Raw genomic sequence first — 16,785 nt, 5'->3', positions numbered from 1 at the left:
TGTTCTCTTATTTTCCTTTTTTCAAGGATGAGAACATACCAATGTAGAGCAGATAATTCAGGAATGCGAAAATGGCGAATAAGAAGTAAACAGAGCCTACGCCTTTAGAAAAAGTGGGTGCTTGGTTTGCCATAATGGCAGCAAGGGCAGTCCCAAGGGCACCGGCGAACTGTTGCATCATTTGGAAGATAGCCGTCGCATCCGCATTTTTAGCAACAGGAAGATTACCAATCGCAGTTGCTAAGGTATTATTAAAGGTCATGTTACGACCAATTGTAAAAATAATATAGAGGATTGTAAAGGAAAGCACTGAAAAATGCGGAATCATAATTGTAATCAGTACTAATGAGAGGAAGAAGAGACTATTACCAATGTATAAGGATAATTTTGGCCCTTTTTCGTCGTAAAATTTCCCTAAAAGTGGAGCTAGAAAGGCACCTAGTAATGTTCCAGGTAAAAGAGTCATACCAGCAGTAGAACTACTCGCAATTTTTTCCAAGACGATAAAGTTGGGGGTAATAAAATTAATGCCCAAATTAATCATCTGGAATGTGAAGAAAGGAATCAATCCAAAACTAACAGAGGGAATTTTTAAAATACGAATATCAAGAAAAGGTTCTTTGCAATGTAAACTTTGATAAAGAAAAAGTGCAAAAGTTAATAAGAAAATAATGAGATACCAAACATTAAGTCCGGCTTTTTCTAGGCTTGAAATCATTAATAAGGCCATTGTCAAACTGACTGAGAGGGCAGTAAAACCAATGAAGTCAAAGGAAACTTTTTGACCTTTGGGAGAATCAACCAAATAAGGATAAGCAATAAGACTAGCGATAATCGGAAAAGGTAAGATGCAGATAAAAATCCATTGCCAGGCAAAGTGACTGATCATAAAGCCACCGTAAGTAGGACCAAAGGCTGGCGCAAGACTAATAATGAGTCCACCCAAGCCCATGTAGGTTCCGATTTTTTTCTCAGGAACCCGTTCCAAAATAATGTTAAACATCTGAGGCATAATAATTCCGGTAGCCACACCTTGAATGACGCGAGACAAAAGCATTACCCAAAAAGAAGTGGTTAGGGCTGCTAGTAAGGTTCCAACAATCATCAAACTTGAGGCAGTGAAGAAGATTTGGCGTTCGCCAAAATTCTTTTTTAATGCAGCTGAAGCAGTGGTCATGATAGCGACAGCTAATAAATAGATTGTGGTGATCCACTGCAGATGACTTAGGGGTTGATGATAGACAGACATCATTTTAGGAAAGGTTACGTTCATACTGGTTTCTGACAGGATACCTGAAAAACCAATCATGGCAATGGCGATAATGGCCATTAAGGTTTCTTTACTGACTTTTTCGACTTTGGTGTGCATTATTCCTCCTTGAGAATTCTATTTTCTAGTTTGTTTTGAGCAAGATAAAAGAAGGGAAAGCCACCAAAATATAGTTATCATTGAGAAGCTTTCCACTTCTAAGGTTAAAAGATACGATAAACATAAGGGTTGCTAGGCTTATTGGTTTCCTGAACTTGTTCAATATGAAGAACAGGAAGCGTTTGGTCTAGCTCCTTACTATATTCAGATTGTATACGGCCTTTGATGGTCAACCAAGTATTGTTTGGATAAGAGGCTTGATTTCCAGTTGTTAATAATCCGTAGACGCCTGAGTCAGCAATACAATGGATAATACCGAAACGGAATAGGAATTGATAGTGTTCGTGTCCCGGTTCGTTGTAAACAAATCCAGTGTATTCAATATCACGATTGGTGAATTCATCAGGATAGAGATAGATTAACTCCATTATCTCCATGTAATTGTCGGTCGTAATGGTGACAGGTTGATTTCCTTGGTACTTTTTCAATTCTTTACGCATTTCTCTTTGATAAGCAGACTTGGTAAAATAAAGACTGGTATCTGGTTTAAGATATTGAACGGTGGTACCATCGTCACTTGTTCCGGCTCGGGTTGAACCAGCTGCCAATGGGAAGGTGTAACCTTTGGCAGATACTGTTGTTGAATCTAAGCTTACAGTTGGGATAAATAATCCTATAAAGACGGGGATTATCAATATGATCGGACTGGTAATGATAGCCAATTTTCCTTTGAGATGGCTCTCTGTCTTGATATTTTTCATCCAGGTATAAAGCTGGACAAGGGCTAAAATGAAAGAGAGAATCATTGAAATATAAGCCAAATACGAGTAGCGCGTGTTGATGTATTGATCAAGCTTACCAGATAGTTCTAAGTACATGGTCAATTCAAAATAGGCTGCTAAGATAAGAAAGCGAATCATCCAATCACCCCCACTCCTAAACAATATAAGACGATAACCAGAACAGAAAGGCTAATAAATTGAATAATGAATTTGCCTTTGAAGGCTTTAGTCATCATCATCAGATTTTTAATATCAACCATCGGTCCAATTAATAAAAAGGCAAGTACTGGCGCCATACCAAAAGTGGACAGGAGCGATGCACCAATAAAGGCATCAGCTTCTGAACAAAGGGATAAGATAAAGGCCAAAAGTATCATGACCAATATCGCCGTTAAGGGGTTGTGACCAATAGTCGTCAAAATCCGTGTTGGCACATAAATCTGCATGGCAGAAGCAATCGCGGTTCCAAAGACTAAATAGCGCCCAGTATCAAAGAATTCATCAATGGCATGAACCAGCGCTAAATAAATTCTTTTAGGCCACGATTCTCCCGCGTAATTATGGAAGTGAATGTGGTTGTCGCCTTCTTTCAAGATGTCCTCGTCAAGCACGAAAGCCAGCATAGAGCCGATTGTTATGGCTACGATAATAGCTCCTAGAAGTCGCAATGTCAAAAACCGCAGGGAATTCCCAAAAGCAGAATAGGTAGCAAAGAGAACGATGGGATTAATAATCGGAGCTGTCGCTAAAAAGGGAACAGCGGTATAACTTGGAACTTTCTTCTGTAAGAATCGATTGATAATGGGAATGATGCCACACTCACATGAAGGAAAAATAAATCCGATAAAGGTTCCGAAGAGGACTCTGGGGAATTTGGCCTTGGGTAAGTATTTTTGCACTAAATCGGGCGTGACAAAGACTTCAATGCAGCCAGATAAGATGGTGCCCAGCAAGACGAAGGGTAAAGCTTCAATAATGATGGAGAGAAAAATAGCAAACCATTGGAGGACACTTGGTGGCAAATTAGAAAAGAGGTTCAACATAGGTGACCTCCTCTAAAAAGATAAGAATCAAGCTGCATAGACTTAATCATTCTTTTTTTCCTTGTCATTAAGTTCATCAATAAGTTTGCCTTCAGCGTCTACATTGATTGGTTTATCAAAATTTGGAATTGAGGCAAAACCTGCCATCATTTTTTCAAGATCATCATTTTTTTTATGGGTAATAGCCATTTGGAATACCAACTTTCATTCAAGATATTCCTATTATACTATCTAATTGAAAGAAAGGAAAAGAAAAGTTCGAGATGAACAGGTAAATTGATGATGAAAAGCAGAGGATAGTATAGGAAATACCTTTCTTTCTACAAGTCAGAAGAACTGTAAAAGAGTATACTATAATTAAGAAAAAATAATGAGGTGACCTTATGAAAGTAAAAGTAGAACACATTGGACTTTGGACTAAAGATATTGAAGCTATGAAAGACTTTTATTGTAAGTATTTTGAAGCAAGTTCAACTGATCTTTACCATAATACCAAGACGGGTTTTTATTCCTATTTTCTAACATTTGAATCAGGTGCTCGTTTAGAATTGATGCACCGTGAAGACATTACGGAAAGTCATCCAGACAGTCTTGGTTTTGCTCATTTAGCTTTTTCATTGGGATCAAAAGATGCTGTCGATGAATTTGCTTATTACATGCAAAGTCAAGGATTCCCTATTCAAAATGGTCCAAGAACAACAGGTGATGGATACTATGAAGCTGTTATCCATGATTTAGAGGGTAATATTCTTGAATTAACTATCTAACTTGGAAAAGTGTTTTTATTTACAAGATTGAAGAGTCTGGGACATATTCCTAGGCTCTGTTTTTTTTGTTTGGTTAAAAGTCGATAATTAGCATTTTTAATAATTCTAAAAATAGCGAAAAATCTTTGCTTTTTCTGTAGGAAAAATTGGCCCAAAAAGCTGATAGCACTTACATTTTTCTTTTAGCGACTTAAAAAAGATTTTTCTTAGAATTATGATATAATGACAATTATAGGAGTAGATAGTAGAAAATGAAAAAACAAATTTTATTAGTTGATGACGAAGAACATATTTTGCGTTTATTGGACTATCATTTGGAAAAAGAGGGTTATGCGACTGAGCTCGTTAGTGATGGTAGATCTGCGTTAAAATTAGCTGAATCAGAGCATTTTGACTTTATTCTTCTCGATATTATGCTCCCACAATTAGACGGTATTGAAGTTTGTAAACGAATTAGAGCAAAAGGCATTAAGACCCCAATTATGATGGTATCTGCTAAAGGGGAAGAGTTTGATAAAGTATTAGCGCTTGAACTAGGGGCTGATGACTATATGACCAAACCTTTTAGTCCTCGTGAACTAATTGCTCGTCTCAAGGCAATTTTAAGAAGAACAGAAAAAGATGACCAGCAGGCTGATGATAGTATTGGTTTACCTGAAGAATACTGGAAGGTCAACAATCTTGTCATTTACCCAGAGCGACATGAGATTTATAAAAATCAAGACTTGCTCAATTTAACGCCAAAAGAATTTGAGCTCTTATTATATTTGGTTAAACATCCTAATATGACCTTGACGAGAGAAAGATTACTAGAACGTATTTGGGGATATGATTTCGGACAAGAAACTCGATTAGTTGATGTTCATATTGGAAAGTTAAGAGAAAAAATTGAGGATGATCCTAAAAATCCAAAATTCATCAAAACGATTCGTGGCTATGGCTATAAATTTAAGGAGATAAAGGATGAAAAAGAATCTTAGACTTTTACTCATCTTCTTAGCACTTGCAATTTTATCACTTGTCATGTCACTGTTATTTCCAAAATTGCACCTACTCTTCTTGTTAATAACCACTATTTTCATCTTAATGTCCTACCTGCCTCTACAAAGATTATTAAACTGGGAAAAACAATTTCAAGTCTTAGGGACTGGCAAATTTGTAAATCCAGATAGTTTTTTTCCAAAAAGTCAGGAAGACTTGAAGGTTGCTTTTACTCAATTTGAAGCAATGCAAAATAAACTGGAATCTTGTCATGAAGAACACGCCAGACTTTCCGGTAACTTGGAAGCTCTTATTTCACATTTAACGATGGGGATGTTACTTGTCAATAAAGAGAAAGAAATTGTTATTTATAGTAAATCCCTACCAAACTATTTTCCGGAAGCTGGTCAGCTTTTTGAGCGAATTGAGGATATTGGAAGAACAGATATCAAGGCAGCAGTTTCCCAAGCCTTTGATACGCGACTTACAGTAAAAAAAGAATTAAAAGGATTCCATGATGGTGACTTAATTCTTGAAGTGACAGCCATTCCCATTTCTAATCAAGCAGGAGAAATTGAACAAGTCCTTGTTTTGCTTTATGATTTAACAACAATCAGAGCTTATGAAAAATTGAACATGGATTTTGTTTCGAATGCCTCACATGAGTTACGGACTCCGGTTACCTCCATTAAAGGTTTCGCTGAAACCATAAAAAATATGCCGGAAGATGAAAAAGAATTAAAAGCAGAGTTTTTAGATATTATTTATAATGAAAGTTTACGCTTAGAACATATTGTGGAACACATGTTAACTCTTTCAAGGGTTAAAAAGACACAGTTGCAGAAAACGCATTTCTCAGTTAATGAATTTCTTCGTTATATTGGCAACAGTATGAAACACCAGTTAGATCAAAAACAGTTACAATTGGATTTTGCCTTGGATCAAGATTTAACAATCGAGTCTGATAAATACCTCTTGTCACAAATATTACTCAATTTGATGTCAAATGCCATTCGCTATACTGATGAAGGTGGAACAATTACTATATCAAGTCAATTTGATGGCCACCACTTAGGAATATCGGTAAAAGACACAGGAATTGGTATCAGCCAAATTGAATTAGATCGAATATTTGAACGCTTCTATCGGGTAAATAAGGGTAGGAGTCGTCAGAGTGGTGGAACTGGTCTTGGTTTGTCTATTGTAAAAGAATTAAGTCAAATATTAGGTGGCGAAGTTAGCGTCCAAAGTCGACTTGGAAAAGGAAGTCAATTTACACTGACTTTGCCAAGCCATCTCATTAGAGAAATGACAGAAAAACAAGAAAATAAGAGTTAGTCTATTGACTAATTCTTTCTTTTTTTTGACAAAAGTTCAAGATTTACAAAATCTTTACATTAATCACTAATAAATCTTTACAAAGAGTTGGTAGACTATAAAGTGTAGGAAAACTACAACAGAATTTATCAAAAAATAAAAAGGTGAATATTATGAAAATGAAAAAAATGCTTACGTTAGCAGTTCTTGGTTTATCAGGATTTGGTCTTGCAGCATGTGGAAACAACACTGCAGATTCTGGTTCAGATACATCTAAAAGTGGTGGTAAAATTGAAGTAATCACACGTGAAGACGGATCAGGTACTCGTGGAGCATTTACTGAAATCACTGGAATCTTGAAAAAAGATGGTGACAAAGAAGTTGATAACACATCTAAATCAGCAGTTGTTCAAAACAGTACTGAAGGAGTTATCTCAGCAGTATCTGGTAACGAAAATGCTGTAGGATATATCTCACTTGGTTCTCTTAACGACAACGTTAAAGCACTTAAAGTTGACGGAGTTGAAGCTTCATCTAAAACAGTTTTAGATGGTGAGTACCCATTACAACGTCCATTCAACATTGTTTTCAATGATGATCTTTCTGAACTTGGTAAAGATTTTATCGCTTACATCCACTCTAAACAAGGTCAAGCTGTTGTAACTGATAACAAATTCGTTGAAGCTAAAACAGAAACTAAAGAATACACTTCACAAAAAATGTCTGGTAAACTTTCAGTAGTTGGTTCAACATCAGTTTCTCCACTTATGGAAAAACTTGCTGAAGCTTACAAAAAAGAAAATCCAGATGTAACAATCGACATCACATCAAATGGTTCATCTGCAGGTATCACAGCAGCACAAGAAAAAACTGCTGACATCGGTATGGTATCTCGTGAGTTAACTCCTGAAGAAGGAAAAGGACTTAAACATGATGCAATCGCTCTTGACGGAATCGCAGTAGTTGTTCATAAAGACAACAAAGCTGAAGAAATCAGCATGAGCGCAATCACAGATATCTTCACTGGTAAAGTAACTAGCTGGGATAAAGTAAAATAAGTCGATTAATTTGTAAGGGAGACTTAGGTCTCCCTTACTTTCATTGTTTAGAAAGGGAAGCATGTGAAAAAACAAGCTTTTAGAGAAGAACTATTTAGAATCATATTCTTTCTAAGTGCAGCAACTGCGGTAATTGCAATCTTGCTCATTTGTATTTTTATCTTCATGAATGGTTTACCATTTATAGCCAAATATGGGGTCGGCAATTTCTTGTTAGGAAAGGACTGGTCACCATCTAATTCACCAGCAAGTTTTGGCATTTTGCCAATGATTTTAGGATCTTTTTTAATTACCATTGGAGCAATTATTCTTGGAGTACCTACAGGTATCTTTACATCTGTTTTTATGGTTTACTATTGTCCAAAACAGCTCTATACCTTCCTAAAATCTGCAGTAAACTTAATGGCAGCAATTCCATCAATCGTTTATGGTTTCTTTGGTCTACAATTACTTGTACCTTGGATTAGAACCTTTGCTGGAAATGGGATGAGTGTTTTAACTGCTTCAATCCTTTTGGGGATCATGATTTTACCAACCATTATTTCTTTGTCTGAGTCTGCGATTAGAACAGTACCTGCTACCTATTATTCAGGTAGTCTCGCTTTGGGTGCAACTCATGAAAGAACCATTTTTAAGGTTATTTTACCTGCAGCCAAATCAGGTATCTTCTCAGCAATCATTCTAGGAATTGGTCGTGCGATTGGTGAAACCATGGCCGTAATCTTAGTTGCAGGTAATCAACCGATAATCCCAGCAGGTATTTTTGAAGGTACGCGTACAATGACAACCAACATTGTCCTAGAGATGGCATATGCCTCAGGACAACATAGAGAAGCTTTGATTGCAACATCAGCAGTGTTATTTGTTTTCATTCTTTTAATCAATGCTTGTTTTGCATACGTGAAAGGAAAATCAGCTCATGAGTAAACATATTTTAAAAGGCTTGGTTTATCTTTTTACCATTCTTACATTTGGATCCCTTTTCCTCATCATTGGATTCATCCTTGTAAATGGTCTTCCAAGTATTACACCAAAATTATTTGATTGGACCTATACTTCAGATAATGTTTCCTTGATGCCAGCCATTGTCTCAACAGTCATATTAGTCTTTGGGTCACTCTTATTAGCTTTACCTATTGGTGTATTTGCTGGTTTCTATTTGGTTGAATACGCGAAAAAAGGTTCGATTTGGGTTAAAATTATCCGTATTGCTGCAGATACACTTTCAGGAATTCCGTCAATCGTTTTTGGTTTGTTTGGGATGCTCTTCTTTGTTGTCTTTCTAGGATTTCAGTATTCATTACTATCCGGTATTTTAACATCGGTTATTATGGTATTACCTGTTATTATTCGAGCAACAGAAGAAGCCTTACTTTCTGTTAATGATAGCATGCGTCAAGCCAGTTATGGTCTTGGTGCAGGGAAATTGAGAACAGTTTTCAAAATTGTCCTACCCGTGGCCATGCCTGGTATTTTATCAGGAGTCATCTTAGCTATTGGTCGTATTGTTGGTGAAACAGCAGCCTTGATGTATACTTTAGGGACTTCTACCAATACACCAACAAGCCTAATGGCATCAGGTCGTTCTTTAGCACTTCATATGTATATGTTATCAAGTGAAGGTCTCCACGTTAAAGAAGCTTACGCGACAGGGGTTATCTTAATCATAACTGTCTTAATTATTAATGCAATTTCTAGTTTATTATCTCGCCGTCTTGTGAAAGGAGCATCCTAAGAATGGGAACTTTTTCCGTAAAAAATTTAGATTTATACTATGGGGATTTTAAAGCCCTTAAAAACGTTTCAATTGAATTACCGCAAGGTGAAATCACTGCCTTAATTGGCCCTTCAGGGTGTGGAAAATCAACCTTCTTAAAGACCTTAAACCGGATGAACGACCTTGTTGCCGGTTGTCGCATTGAAGGTGAAATTGAACTAGATGGTAAAAATATTTATGACAAAAACATGAATCTTAATACCCTCCGCAAACGTGTTGGTATGGTTTTCCAACAGCCTAACCCATTCGCCATGTCGATCTATGATAATGTCGCATATGGACCAAGAACACATGGTATTAAAGACAAAGCAACACTTGATGCTTTAGTTGAAAAATCTCTAAAAGGTGCTGCCATTTGGGATGAAGTTAAGGACGACTTGAAAAAAAGTGCCATGTCTTTATCAGGTGGACAACAACAGCGTATCTGTATTGCTAGAGCATTAGCAGTAGAACCAGATGTCCTACTTATGGATGAGCCAACTTCTGCCTTAGACCCAATCTCAACTTTGAAAATTGAAGATTTGGTTCAAAATTTGAAAAATGACTATACCATTATCATCGTTACTCACAACATGCAACAAGCATCACGGATTTCAGATAAAACAGCATTTTTCTTAACAGGAGAAATCTGTGAATTTGGTGATACCGTCGATATTTTCACTAACCCACAAGATAAACGGACAGAGGATTACATCTCTGGACGCTTTGGATAGAGAAAGGATAAGTCATGAGAGATCAATTTGAATTAGAATTACAAGAGCTTGAGCAACGTTTCTTGGAAATGGGCAACGCCGTATTAGAGTCAGCATCAAAAGCATTACTAGCATTAGCTGCTAAAGATGTTGCTATGGCGGAATTAATCATTAAAGAAGACAAGTTAATCAACCAATCTCAGTTGGAGATAGAATTAGCCTGTGCTCGTCTTTTGGCCTTGCAGCAACCACAAGTAACAGACTTACGTTTTGTTCTTACCATCATGTCTGCATGTTCTGACTTAGAACGTATGGGTGACCATATGGCAGGAATTGCTAAAGCAATTCTTCACTTGAAAGAAGTTGATACGCTTGAAGCTATTGAAGAACGTATCCATGAAGCTGGTCAAAAAGCCCTTAAAATGATGGCTGATTTATTAGCTGCTTTCCCTCGTCATAATGCTGATAAGGCAATCACAATCGCAAATCAAGACGAGGCTATTGATGAATTGTATTACACGATTTCAAAAGAAATCTTAACTGTAATGAAGGAACAAGAAACGTCAATTCGCAATGGTGCCCAATACCTTTACATGATTGGTCACGTTGAACGTTTTGCAGATTACATTTCAAATATCTGTGAACGACTTGTTTACTTGCAAACAGGTGAATTAGTAGAATTAAATTAAAAATCAATCACGCTATTAGTAGCGTGATTTTTTTGTAGAAATTACCATCTAGCCAAGTGGGAGTAAGGATTTATGATATAATAGTCATACTATGGAAAATAATATTATTGAACGTATTGCTAGTGATTTAAAAATTTCACAAAAGCAAATTGAAGATGTTTTAGCACTGACAGCTGAAGGAAATACTATTCCCTTTATTGCCCGTTACCGTAAAGAAGTTACTGGGAATCTTGATGAAGTCACCATTAAGGCTATTATCGATCAGGAAAAGGCTTTAAGTAACTTGGCAGATCGTAAAGAAACCGTCTTGGCTAAAATTCAGGAACAAGGGAAATTAAGTGAGTCCCTTAAAGCTAGTATTTTAGCAGCTGAAAAATTAGCTGATGTTGAAGAGCTTTATCTACCTTATAAAGAAAAGAGACGGACAAAAGCGACGATTGCTAGAGAAGCTGGTCTCTTTCCACTTGCTAGATTGATCTTACAAAATGCCCATAATCTCCAAGATGAAGCTGAAAACTTCATTTGTGAAGGATTTCCAACGCCTGAAGCAGCTTTGGCGGGAGCAGTTGACATACTGGTTGAAGCCATGTCAGAGGATGCCAAATTACGTTCTTGGACTTATAATGAAATCTGGTCTTATTCTGAGATAACTTCAGAACTTAAAGATCAAAGTTTAGATGAAAAGCAAATCTTCCAAATCTACTATGATTTCGCTGATAAAGTTTCAAAAATGCAAGGTTACCGAACCTTAGCGCTCAATCGTGGTGAAAAATTAGGCGTTTTAAAAATTGCCTTCAATCATCATTTTGATAAGATGACACGCTTTTATAGCGTTCGCTTCAAAGAAAGAAATCCATACATTGATGATGTTATTCAACAATGTATCAAGAAAAAAATAGTACCAGCAATGGAAAGACGTATTCGAACTGAACTTACGGAAGCGGCAGAAGATGGTGCTATTGGGCTTTTCTCAGAAAATTTGCGTAACCTTCTATTGGTTTCACCACTTAAAGGGAAAATGGTATTAGGTTTTGACCCTGCCTTTAGAACAGGAGCTAAATTAGCGGTAGTTGATCAAACAGGAAAATTGATGACCACGCAAGTCATTTATCCAGTTGCCCCAGCAAGTCAGTCTAAGATTGCTCAAGCTAAAAAAGATTTAGCAGCTATTATTAACGACTTTAAGATTGAAGTTATTGCGATTGGTAATGGAACTGCTAGTCGTGAGAGCGAAGCTTTTGTAGCAGATGTATTGAAAGATTTCCCTGATTGTTCTTATGTCATCGTAAATGAAAGCGGAGCCTCTGTTTATTCTGCCTCAGAATTGGCCAGACATGAGTTCCCAGACCTAACTGTCGAAAAACGCTCAGCTATTTCCATCGCCCGAAGACTTCAAGATCCATTGGCGGAATTAGTTAAAATCGATCCTAAATCCATTGGTGTCGGTCAATACCAGCATGATGTTAGTCAGAAGAAATTATCTGAAAATCTGGACTTCGTCGTCGATACCGTGGTTAACCAAGTTGGTGTTAATTTAAATACAGCCAGCTCGGTCCTTTTATCTCATGTTTCAGGTCTAAATAAAACCATTTCTGAAAACATCATTAAGTACAGAGAAGAAAATGGTCGTATAAAATCTCGTACTGAAATTAAAAAAGTTCCACGTTTAGGTGCTAAAGCCTTTGAACAAGCAGCAGGATTCTTAAGAATTCCAAATGCTGAAAATATTCTTGATAATACCGGCGTTCACCCAGAATCCTATCCGGCTGTTAAAGAACTCTTTAAAAAACTGGCTATTAATGAACTTGATGAAGAGGCAAAAGCAAAATTAAAGAGTGTGGATAAAAAAGCAATGGCTGCTGAATTAGAAATTGGTTTTGAAACCTTAAAAGATATCATCGTAGATTTATTAAAACCAGGGCGCGACTTACGTGATGACTTCCAAACCCCGGTTCTACGCCAAGATGTTCTAGACCTTAAAGATTTAATTATTGGACAAAAATTAGAAGGGACCGTCCGTAATGTCGTAGATTTTGGTGCTTTCGTCGATATTGGTGTCCATGAGGATGGCTTAATTCATATCTCTGAAATGAGTAAAACATTTGTTAATCATCCAAGCCAAGTTCTTTCAGTTGGCGATTTGGTCACAGTATGGGTTTCAAAAATCGACTTAAATCGACACAAAGTCAACCTCTCCCTACTTGCGCCAAATGAATCTCACTGATTATGTTAAAGAAGTCTCGCAGGAAGACTTCGGGAAAGAATTTCGTCATTTTGCAAATTGGAATAATAGATTAAGATCAACTGGGGGTCGTTTCTTCCCTAAAGATGGGCACTTGGATTTTAACCCAAAACTTTATCAGGAGTTTGGACTTGATGTCTTTCGCCGGATTGTTCGTCATGAGCTCTGCCATTATCATCTTTATTTTGAGAAAAAGGGCTACCGACACCAGGATCAAGATTTTAAAAAGCTTTTGAGGCAAGTTGATGGACTCAGGTTTGCACCCAAAAGTCAGCAAGAATTTCAATACAAGAATTATCGCTGTCAGAATTGTCAAATGACCTACCAGCGAAAACGTCGTATCGATACGAAAAAATATTTTTGTGGACGTTGTCGAGGAAGAATTGTTGAAATGAGAAAGCCTTAGATGATAAATTTTCTTAGGGTAAGAAAAAGCTAGCTTTGAATAGCCATTAATTTAGAATAAATCAGTCGAAAGACTGATTTATTTTTTACCTCCAAAGGTATAAAATAATATTATTGAAGATAAAAGGAGTTTTATCATGGAAAGTAAATTTTATAAACAAAGGAAGAATCGATTAGTTGCAGGTGTTGTAGCTGGTTTGGCCGACAAATACGGTTGGGATTTACCAGTTGCACGAGTCTTGGCAGCATTATTGATGTATTTCTCTGGCTTTGGACTTGTTATTTATATCATGCTTGCCATTTTCTTACCATATAAGGAAGATTTAGTTGGCAAAGGTCCTGATTTTGGTCCACGCAAAAGAAAAAATGCAGATCCTGCCAATGATGAAGATGATGGTTGGTCTTGGTAAATAAAGCGCTTTGAAGTAGATGTCATAACAGGAAGCATTTATCAAAAGTCAATAGATTAAGTAAAGTCTTTATTTCCCAAAATAAAGACTTTTTCTGTCCAAAAAAATCATTAAATGCCCTATTAATAAGTCTCTGTTCCAGTTATGTTTTTGATTTATGGTATAATAAAAAAAAGGAGAAAATATGACTGTAACAGTAAAAAAACTTGCTGATAGACTGCGTTTAGAAATCATCTATGGTACAGATGAGATTATGGAAAAAGAAATCACCACATCAGATATTTCACGTCCAGGATTAGAGATGACAGGTTATTTTGATTATTATTCACCAGAGCGGATACAACTCTTTGGGATGAAAGAATGGTCTTATCTAACTAAGATGACATCACATAATCGTTATTCTGTATTAAAAGAGATGTTTAGAAATGATACCCCTGCAGTTATTATTTCAAGGGATCTACCAATACCTGAAGAAATGATTCAGGCAGCAGAAGAAGAAGGTATTGTTCTCTTAAGAAGCAAGGTTTCAACAAGTCGACTTTCAGGTTCTATTTCTTACTATTTGGATTCGCTATTAGCAGAACGGACAAGTGTACATGGTGTCCTAATGGATATCTATGGGATGGGTGTCTTAATCCAAGGTGACTCAGGTATCGGTAAAAGTGAAACGGGATTGGAGTTAGTCAAACGTGGACATCGGTTAGTTGCTGATGATCGAGTTGATGTTTATTCTAAAGATGAAGAAACCTTATGGGGTGAGCCAGCAGAAATTTTACGTCATCTTTTAGAAATCCGTGGAGTTGGTATTATTGATGTCATGTCTTTATACGGTGCCAGTGCGGTTAAAGATTCTTCTCAAGTTCAATTAGCTATATACCTCGAGAATTTTGAGGCTGGAAAAGTTTTTGATAGACTTGGGAATGGTAATGAAGAAGTCGAATTTTCTGGCGTTAAAATCCCTAGAATTCGGATTCCTGTCAAGACAGGACGTAACGTTTCAGTCGTTATCGAATCTGCTGCCATGAATTATCGAGCTAAGCAAATGGGATTTGATGCAACCAAAACCTTTGAAGACCGCTTGACTCAATTGATTAGCAAGAATGAGGAAGTTAGATGATCGATCCAATAGCTTTTAAAATTGGACCCTTAGCCATTCATTGGTATGCTATTTGTATCATGTTAGGCTTATTCTTAGCTGTTTATCTTGCTAGTAAAGAAGCACCACGTAAAAATCTTACAAGTGATGATATTATTGATTTTATTTTAATCGCTTTTCCGCTAGCTATTATCGGAGCCAGACTTTATTACGTGATTTTTGAGTGGTCCTATTATTCACAACATTTAAATGAACTTTTTGCAATATGGAATGGTGGGATAGCCATTTACGGGGGATTGATTACCGGTGCAATTGTTCTCTTTATTTATTCTTATTATAAAGTGATTAATCCGATTACCTTTTTAGATATTTTGGCACCAAGTGTGATGATTGCCCAAGCTATTGGACGGTGGGGGAATTTTATTAACCAGGAAGCCTATGGTAAAATTGTAAGTCATTTAGATTATTTACCAGCCTTTATTCAAAAACAAATGTTTATTGATGGGCATTACCGAACACCAACTTTTTTATATGAATCCCTTTGGAATTTAATCGGGTTTACAATAATTTCAATTGTGAAACGTAAGAAGCATTTTTTAAAGGAAGGTGAACTATTAGCCTTTTATTTAATTTGGTATGGTATTGGGAGATTTATTATTGAGGGAATGCGAACGGATAGTTTAATGTTCTATGACTTTAGAGTTTCTCAGCTTGTCTCAGTAGTGCTTATTATTTTTGGAAGTATTTTTGTTATTATTAGACGTCAAATGAAGGAAGTCCCTTACTATCAAAAATAGGGAATAGGGAAAGAGGAGAAGAATATGGATTTAGTCGGAATTGCCCTAATTATTATTGCATTAGCTTTTGTAGCTTTAGTCATTTTCTTAATTTTAGTATTGAAAAAAGTTTCAGCAACAATTGATGAAACCAAAAAAACAATTAGTATGTTAACAAGTGATGTTAATGTAACACTCTATCAAACCAATGAAATTTTAGCTAAAGCAAATGTTCTAGTTGAAGACGTAAATGGAAAAGTATCCACTATTGATCCTTTATTTGTAGCTATTGCAGATTTATCTGAAAGTGTATCGGATTTAAATGTTCATGCGCGTAGTTTAGGTCAAAAAGCAAGTTCTGCAACTAGTCAAGCTTCAACAATCAGTAAAGCAGCACTTGTTGGGAAAGTTGCCAATAAATTTTTTAATAAAAAAGGAGAAAAAGCATGAGTAAATTTTTAAAATCATTAGTGATCGGAACAGCTACAGGACTTGCAACGGCTTATTTCTTAGGTACTGAAAAAGGGAAAGAATTAAAAGCGCGTGCTGAAAAGGCTTATGATGCTTATAAAGAAAATCCAGAAGAATACCACCAAATGGCTAAAGAAAAAAGTAATGAGTATAGCCATTTAGCCAAAGATACCTTTAACACTTATAAACAAAAATTTGAAACTGGAGAAATTACTCCTGAGCAAGTTTTTGAAACTGTTAAAGAAAAAACAAGCCAGTTTGTTCAAAAAACAAGTCAACAATTTGCTGAAGAATCAGAACATGATTACACAGAATCAAGTGATGTTAATCTTTCAGAAGAAGATGTCATTATTGATTATGAGGCTATTCAAGAAGCTGGAAAAAATTCAGAAATGGAAGAAACAATTCCTGTTATGACTGAATTAGATCCTGAAACAAGTAGTGATTTAGGTGAAGATAGCTTACAAGCTGCTCAAACACCAGAGTTTTCAGAAGAACATTCAGAAAGCAACTTTTAATCCCAAAGCAGACTTTGTCACTGACAAAGTCTGTTTCTTTTCTATTATGTTGATAGCAGTTAATGCAATAGAAAAAGCTCTGACTTATGTCAGAACTTTTAGGATAGGAATGAATGAATTGATTTTGTTAAACTTGATGTTGCACCATAGCTAATTAAGCTAGAGATAAAGAAAGCCCAAATGGGAGCTAAATTCATAGCGAGTAGGACAAATGCGATTAGAACGGTAATCATTGAAAAAATTGCAACACGGGCAAAGAAGAGTAATTCTTCTAATTTAGAACTTTGGCTATTGTATTCTTGGAAATCTTGATACTTTGGTTCTAAATCAGCTTCTTGATAAAGATAATCAAATTCTTCTTGCTTCTTTAATGGTGAAGGCATAGTCCACTC

General features: G+C 36.2%; 20 protein-coding genes. 15 read left to right on the top strand and 5 right to left on the bottom strand.

Annotated elements, in window-relative coordinates:
• Positions 1–7: 7 nt before the first annotated feature.
• From A9Q68_RS04345 to A9Q68_RS10765, 4 genes are all read right to left on the bottom strand, one after another.
• Complete coding sequence (locus A9Q68_RS04345; RefSeq protein ID WP_071793463.1) at positions 8–1,369, bottom strand: MFS transporter; 1,362 nt, start codon at positions 1,367–1,369, stop codon at positions 8–10.
• Positions 1,370–1,473: 104 nt separating this feature from the next.
• Entirely contained in the window at positions 1,474–2,289 is an 816-nt protein-coding gene (locus A9Q68_RS04340; protein ID WP_071793461.1) for a TIGR03943 family putative permease subunit, read from the bottom strand.
• On the bottom strand, positions 2,286–3,191 hold the full coding sequence (locus A9Q68_RS04335) for a permease (RefSeq protein ID WP_071793727.1): 906 nt from the start codon (positions 3,189–3,191) through the stop codon (positions 2,286–2,288). Before A9Q68_RS04335 ends, A9Q68_RS04340 begins: the two co-directional genes overlap by 4 nt.
• Before the next feature lie 45 nt (positions 3,192–3,236).
• Entirely contained in the window at positions 3,237–3,383 is a 147-nt protein-coding gene (locus tag A9Q68_RS10765) for an SPJ_0845 family protein (RefSeq protein ID WP_165605221.1), read from the bottom strand.
• A gap of 194 nt (positions 3,384–3,577) precedes the next feature.
• Here A9Q68_RS10765 and A9Q68_RS04330 point away from each other — a divergent pair, with 194 nt between their 5' ends.
• The 15 genes from A9Q68_RS04330 to A9Q68_RS04260 all read left to right on the top strand — a co-directional run bounded on the left by A9Q68_RS04330 (position 3,578) and on the right by A9Q68_RS04260 (position 16,393).
• Positions 3,578–3,961 carry a VOC family protein gene (locus A9Q68_RS04330; RefSeq protein WP_071793459.1) on the top strand — a complete coding sequence of 128 codons (384 nt, stop codon included), beginning with the start codon at positions 3,578–3,580 and terminating at the stop codon, positions 3,959–3,961.
• 251 nt (positions 3,962–4,212) lie between these two features.
• On the top strand, positions 4,213–4,941 hold the full coding sequence (locus tag A9Q68_RS04325) for a response regulator transcription factor (protein WP_071793457.1): 729 nt from the start codon (positions 4,213–4,215) through the stop codon (positions 4,939–4,941).
• Positions 4,925–6,280, top strand: coding sequence for a two-component system histidine kinase PnpS (gene pnpS, locus A9Q68_RS04320; RefSeq protein WP_071793456.1), 1,356 nt, complete (start codon positions 4,925–4,927; stop codon positions 6,278–6,280). Before A9Q68_RS04325 ends, pnpS begins: the two co-directional genes overlap by 17 nt.
• Before the next feature lie 152 nt (positions 6,281–6,432).
• The gene (locus A9Q68_RS04315; RefSeq protein WP_071793454.1) at positions 6,433–7,317 is read left to right on the top strand and encodes a substrate-binding domain-containing protein; all 885 of its coding nucleotides are present in this window, start codon (positions 6,433–6,435) and stop codon (positions 7,315–7,317) included.
• A 63-nt stretch (positions 7,318–7,380) separates the two neighbouring features.
• Positions 7,381–8,244: a phosphate ABC transporter permease subunit PstC gene (pstC, locus tag A9Q68_RS04310; RefSeq protein WP_071793451.1), complete on the top strand. Its 864-nt coding sequence runs from the start codon at positions 7,381–7,383 to the stop codon at positions 8,242–8,244.
• Entirely contained in the window at positions 8,237–9,052 is an 816-nt protein-coding gene (pstA, locus tag A9Q68_RS04305) for a phosphate ABC transporter permease PstA (RefSeq protein ID WP_071793450.1), read from the top strand. Before pstC ends, pstA begins: the two co-directional genes overlap by 8 nt.
• A 2-nt stretch (positions 9,053–9,054) precedes the next feature.
• A complete protein-coding gene (gene pstB / locus A9Q68_RS04300) occupies positions 9,055–9,807 on the top strand; it encodes a phosphate ABC transporter ATP-binding protein PstB (RefSeq protein WP_071793449.1) in 753 nt (250 codons plus the stop codon).
• 14 nt (positions 9,808–9,821) lie between these two features.
• Positions 9,822–10,475: a phosphate signaling complex protein PhoU gene (gene phoU / locus A9Q68_RS04295; RefSeq protein ID WP_071793448.1), complete on the top strand. Its 654-nt coding sequence runs from the start codon at positions 9,822–9,824 to the stop codon at positions 10,473–10,475.
• 91 nt (positions 10,476–10,566) lie between these two features.
• Positions 10,567–12,699: a Tex family protein gene (locus tag A9Q68_RS04290; RefSeq protein WP_071793447.1), complete on the top strand. Its 2,133-nt coding sequence runs from the start codon at positions 10,567–10,569 to the stop codon at positions 12,697–12,699.
• The gene (locus tag A9Q68_RS04285) at positions 12,686–13,123 is read left to right on the top strand and encodes a SprT family protein (RefSeq protein WP_206281792.1); all 438 of its coding nucleotides are present in this window, start codon (positions 12,686–12,688) and stop codon (positions 13,121–13,123) included. The genes A9Q68_RS04290 and A9Q68_RS04285 overlap by 14 nt, the downstream gene beginning before the upstream one ends.
• Before the next feature lie 136 nt (positions 13,124–13,259).
• Positions 13,260–13,532, top strand: a complete 273-nt coding sequence (locus A9Q68_RS04280; RefSeq protein WP_071793445.1) for a PspC domain-containing protein — start codon at positions 13,260–13,262, stop codon at positions 13,530–13,532.
• 184 nt (positions 13,533–13,716) lie between these two features.
• The gene (hprK, locus tag A9Q68_RS04275) at positions 13,717–14,649 is read left to right on the top strand and encodes an HPr(Ser) kinase/phosphatase (protein ID WP_071793444.1); all 933 of its coding nucleotides are present in this window, start codon (positions 13,717–13,719) and stop codon (positions 14,647–14,649) included.
• Positions 14,646–15,425, top strand: coding sequence for a prolipoprotein diacylglyceryl transferase (lgt, locus tag A9Q68_RS04270; RefSeq protein ID WP_071793443.1), 780 nt, complete (start codon positions 14,646–14,648; stop codon positions 15,423–15,425). Before hprK ends, lgt begins: the two co-directional genes overlap by 4 nt.
• A 24-nt stretch (positions 15,426–15,449) precedes the next feature.
• Positions 15,450–15,854 (top strand): DUF948 domain-containing protein, encoded by a 405-nt coding sequence (locus A9Q68_RS04265; RefSeq protein WP_071793442.1) that lies wholly within the window; start codon positions 15,450–15,452, stop codon positions 15,852–15,854.
• Positions 15,851–16,393: a YtxH domain-containing protein gene (locus A9Q68_RS04260; RefSeq protein ID WP_071793441.1), complete on the top strand. Its 543-nt coding sequence runs from the start codon at positions 15,851–15,853 to the stop codon at positions 16,391–16,393. Before A9Q68_RS04265 ends, A9Q68_RS04260 begins: the two co-directional genes overlap by 4 nt.
• Positions 16,394–16,491: 98 nt before the next feature.
• Here the strand turns inward: A9Q68_RS04260 and A9Q68_RS04255 are convergent, their stop codons facing one another.
• On the bottom strand, positions 16,492–16,776 hold the full coding sequence (locus A9Q68_RS04255; RefSeq protein ID WP_071793440.1) for a DUF3270 domain-containing protein: 285 nt from the start codon (positions 16,774–16,776) through the stop codon (positions 16,492–16,494).
• Positions 16,777–16,785: the final 9 nt, after the last annotated feature.

It is taken from the genome of Streptococcus bovimastitidis (assembly GCF_001885095.1).
GTDB lineage: Bacteria > Bacillota > Bacilli > Lactobacillales > Streptococcaceae > Streptococcus > Streptococcus bovimastitidis.
This window is presented reverse-complemented; position numbering and strand designations above follow the sequence as displayed.

Coding starts and splice junctions, on each gene's coding strand:
- A9Q68_RS04345 (WP_071793463.1), bottom strand. CDS start 1,369: ATGCACACCAAAGTCGAAAAAGTCAGTAAAGAAACCTTAATGGCCATT.
- pstB (WP_071793449.1), top strand. CDS start 9,055: ATGGGAACTTTTTCCGTAAAAAATTTAGATTTATACTATGGGGATTTT.
- phoU (WP_071793448.1), top strand. CDS start 9,822: ATGAGAGATCAATTTGAATTAGAATTACAAGAGCTTGAGCAACGTTTC.
- A9Q68_RS04260 (WP_071793441.1), top strand. CDS start 15,851: ATGAGTAAATTTTTAAAATCATTAGTGATCGGAACAGCTACAGGACTT.
- A9Q68_RS04280 (WP_071793445.1), top strand. CDS start 13,260: ATGGAAAGTAAATTTTATAAACAAAGGAAGAATCGATTAGTTGCAGGT.
- A9Q68_RS04340 (WP_071793461.1), bottom strand. CDS start 2,289: ATGATTCGCTTTCTTATCTTAGCAGCCTATTTTGAATTGACCATGTAC.
- A9Q68_RS04255 (WP_071793440.1), bottom strand. CDS start 16,776: ATGCCTTCACCATTAAAGAAGCAAGAAGAATTTGATTATCTTTATCAA.
- pstA (WP_071793450.1), top strand. CDS start 8,237: ATGAGTAAACATATTTTAAAAGGCTTGGTTTATCTTTTTACCATTCTT.
- A9Q68_RS10765 (WP_165605221.1), bottom strand. CDS start 3,383: ATGGCTATTACCCATAAAAAAAATGATGATCTTGAAAAAATGATGGCA.
- lgt (WP_071793443.1), top strand. CDS start 14,646: ATGATCGATCCAATAGCTTTTAAAATTGGACCCTTAGCCATTCATTGG.
- pnpS (WP_071793456.1), top strand. CDS start 4,925: ATGAAAAAGAATCTTAGACTTTTACTCATCTTCTTAGCACTTGCAATT.
- A9Q68_RS04290 (WP_071793447.1), top strand. CDS start 10,567: ATGGAAAATAATATTATTGAACGTATTGCTAGTGATTTAAAAATTTCA.
- A9Q68_RS04265 (WP_071793442.1), top strand. CDS start 15,450: ATGGATTTAGTCGGAATTGCCCTAATTATTATTGCATTAGCTTTTGTA.
- hprK (WP_071793444.1), top strand. CDS start 13,717: ATGACTGTAACAGTAAAAAAACTTGCTGATAGACTGCGTTTAGAAATC.
- A9Q68_RS04285 (WP_206281792.1), top strand. CDS start 12,686: ATGAATCTCACTGATTATGTTAAAGAAGTCTCGCAGGAAGACTTCGGG.
- A9Q68_RS04315 (WP_071793454.1), top strand. CDS start 6,433: ATGAAAATGAAAAAAATGCTTACGTTAGCAGTTCTTGGTTTATCAGGA.
- A9Q68_RS04325 (WP_071793457.1), top strand. CDS start 4,213: ATGAAAAAACAAATTTTATTAGTTGATGACGAAGAACATATTTTGCGT.
- A9Q68_RS04330 (WP_071793459.1), top strand. CDS start 3,578: ATGAAAGTAAAAGTAGAACACATTGGACTTTGGACTAAAGATATTGAA.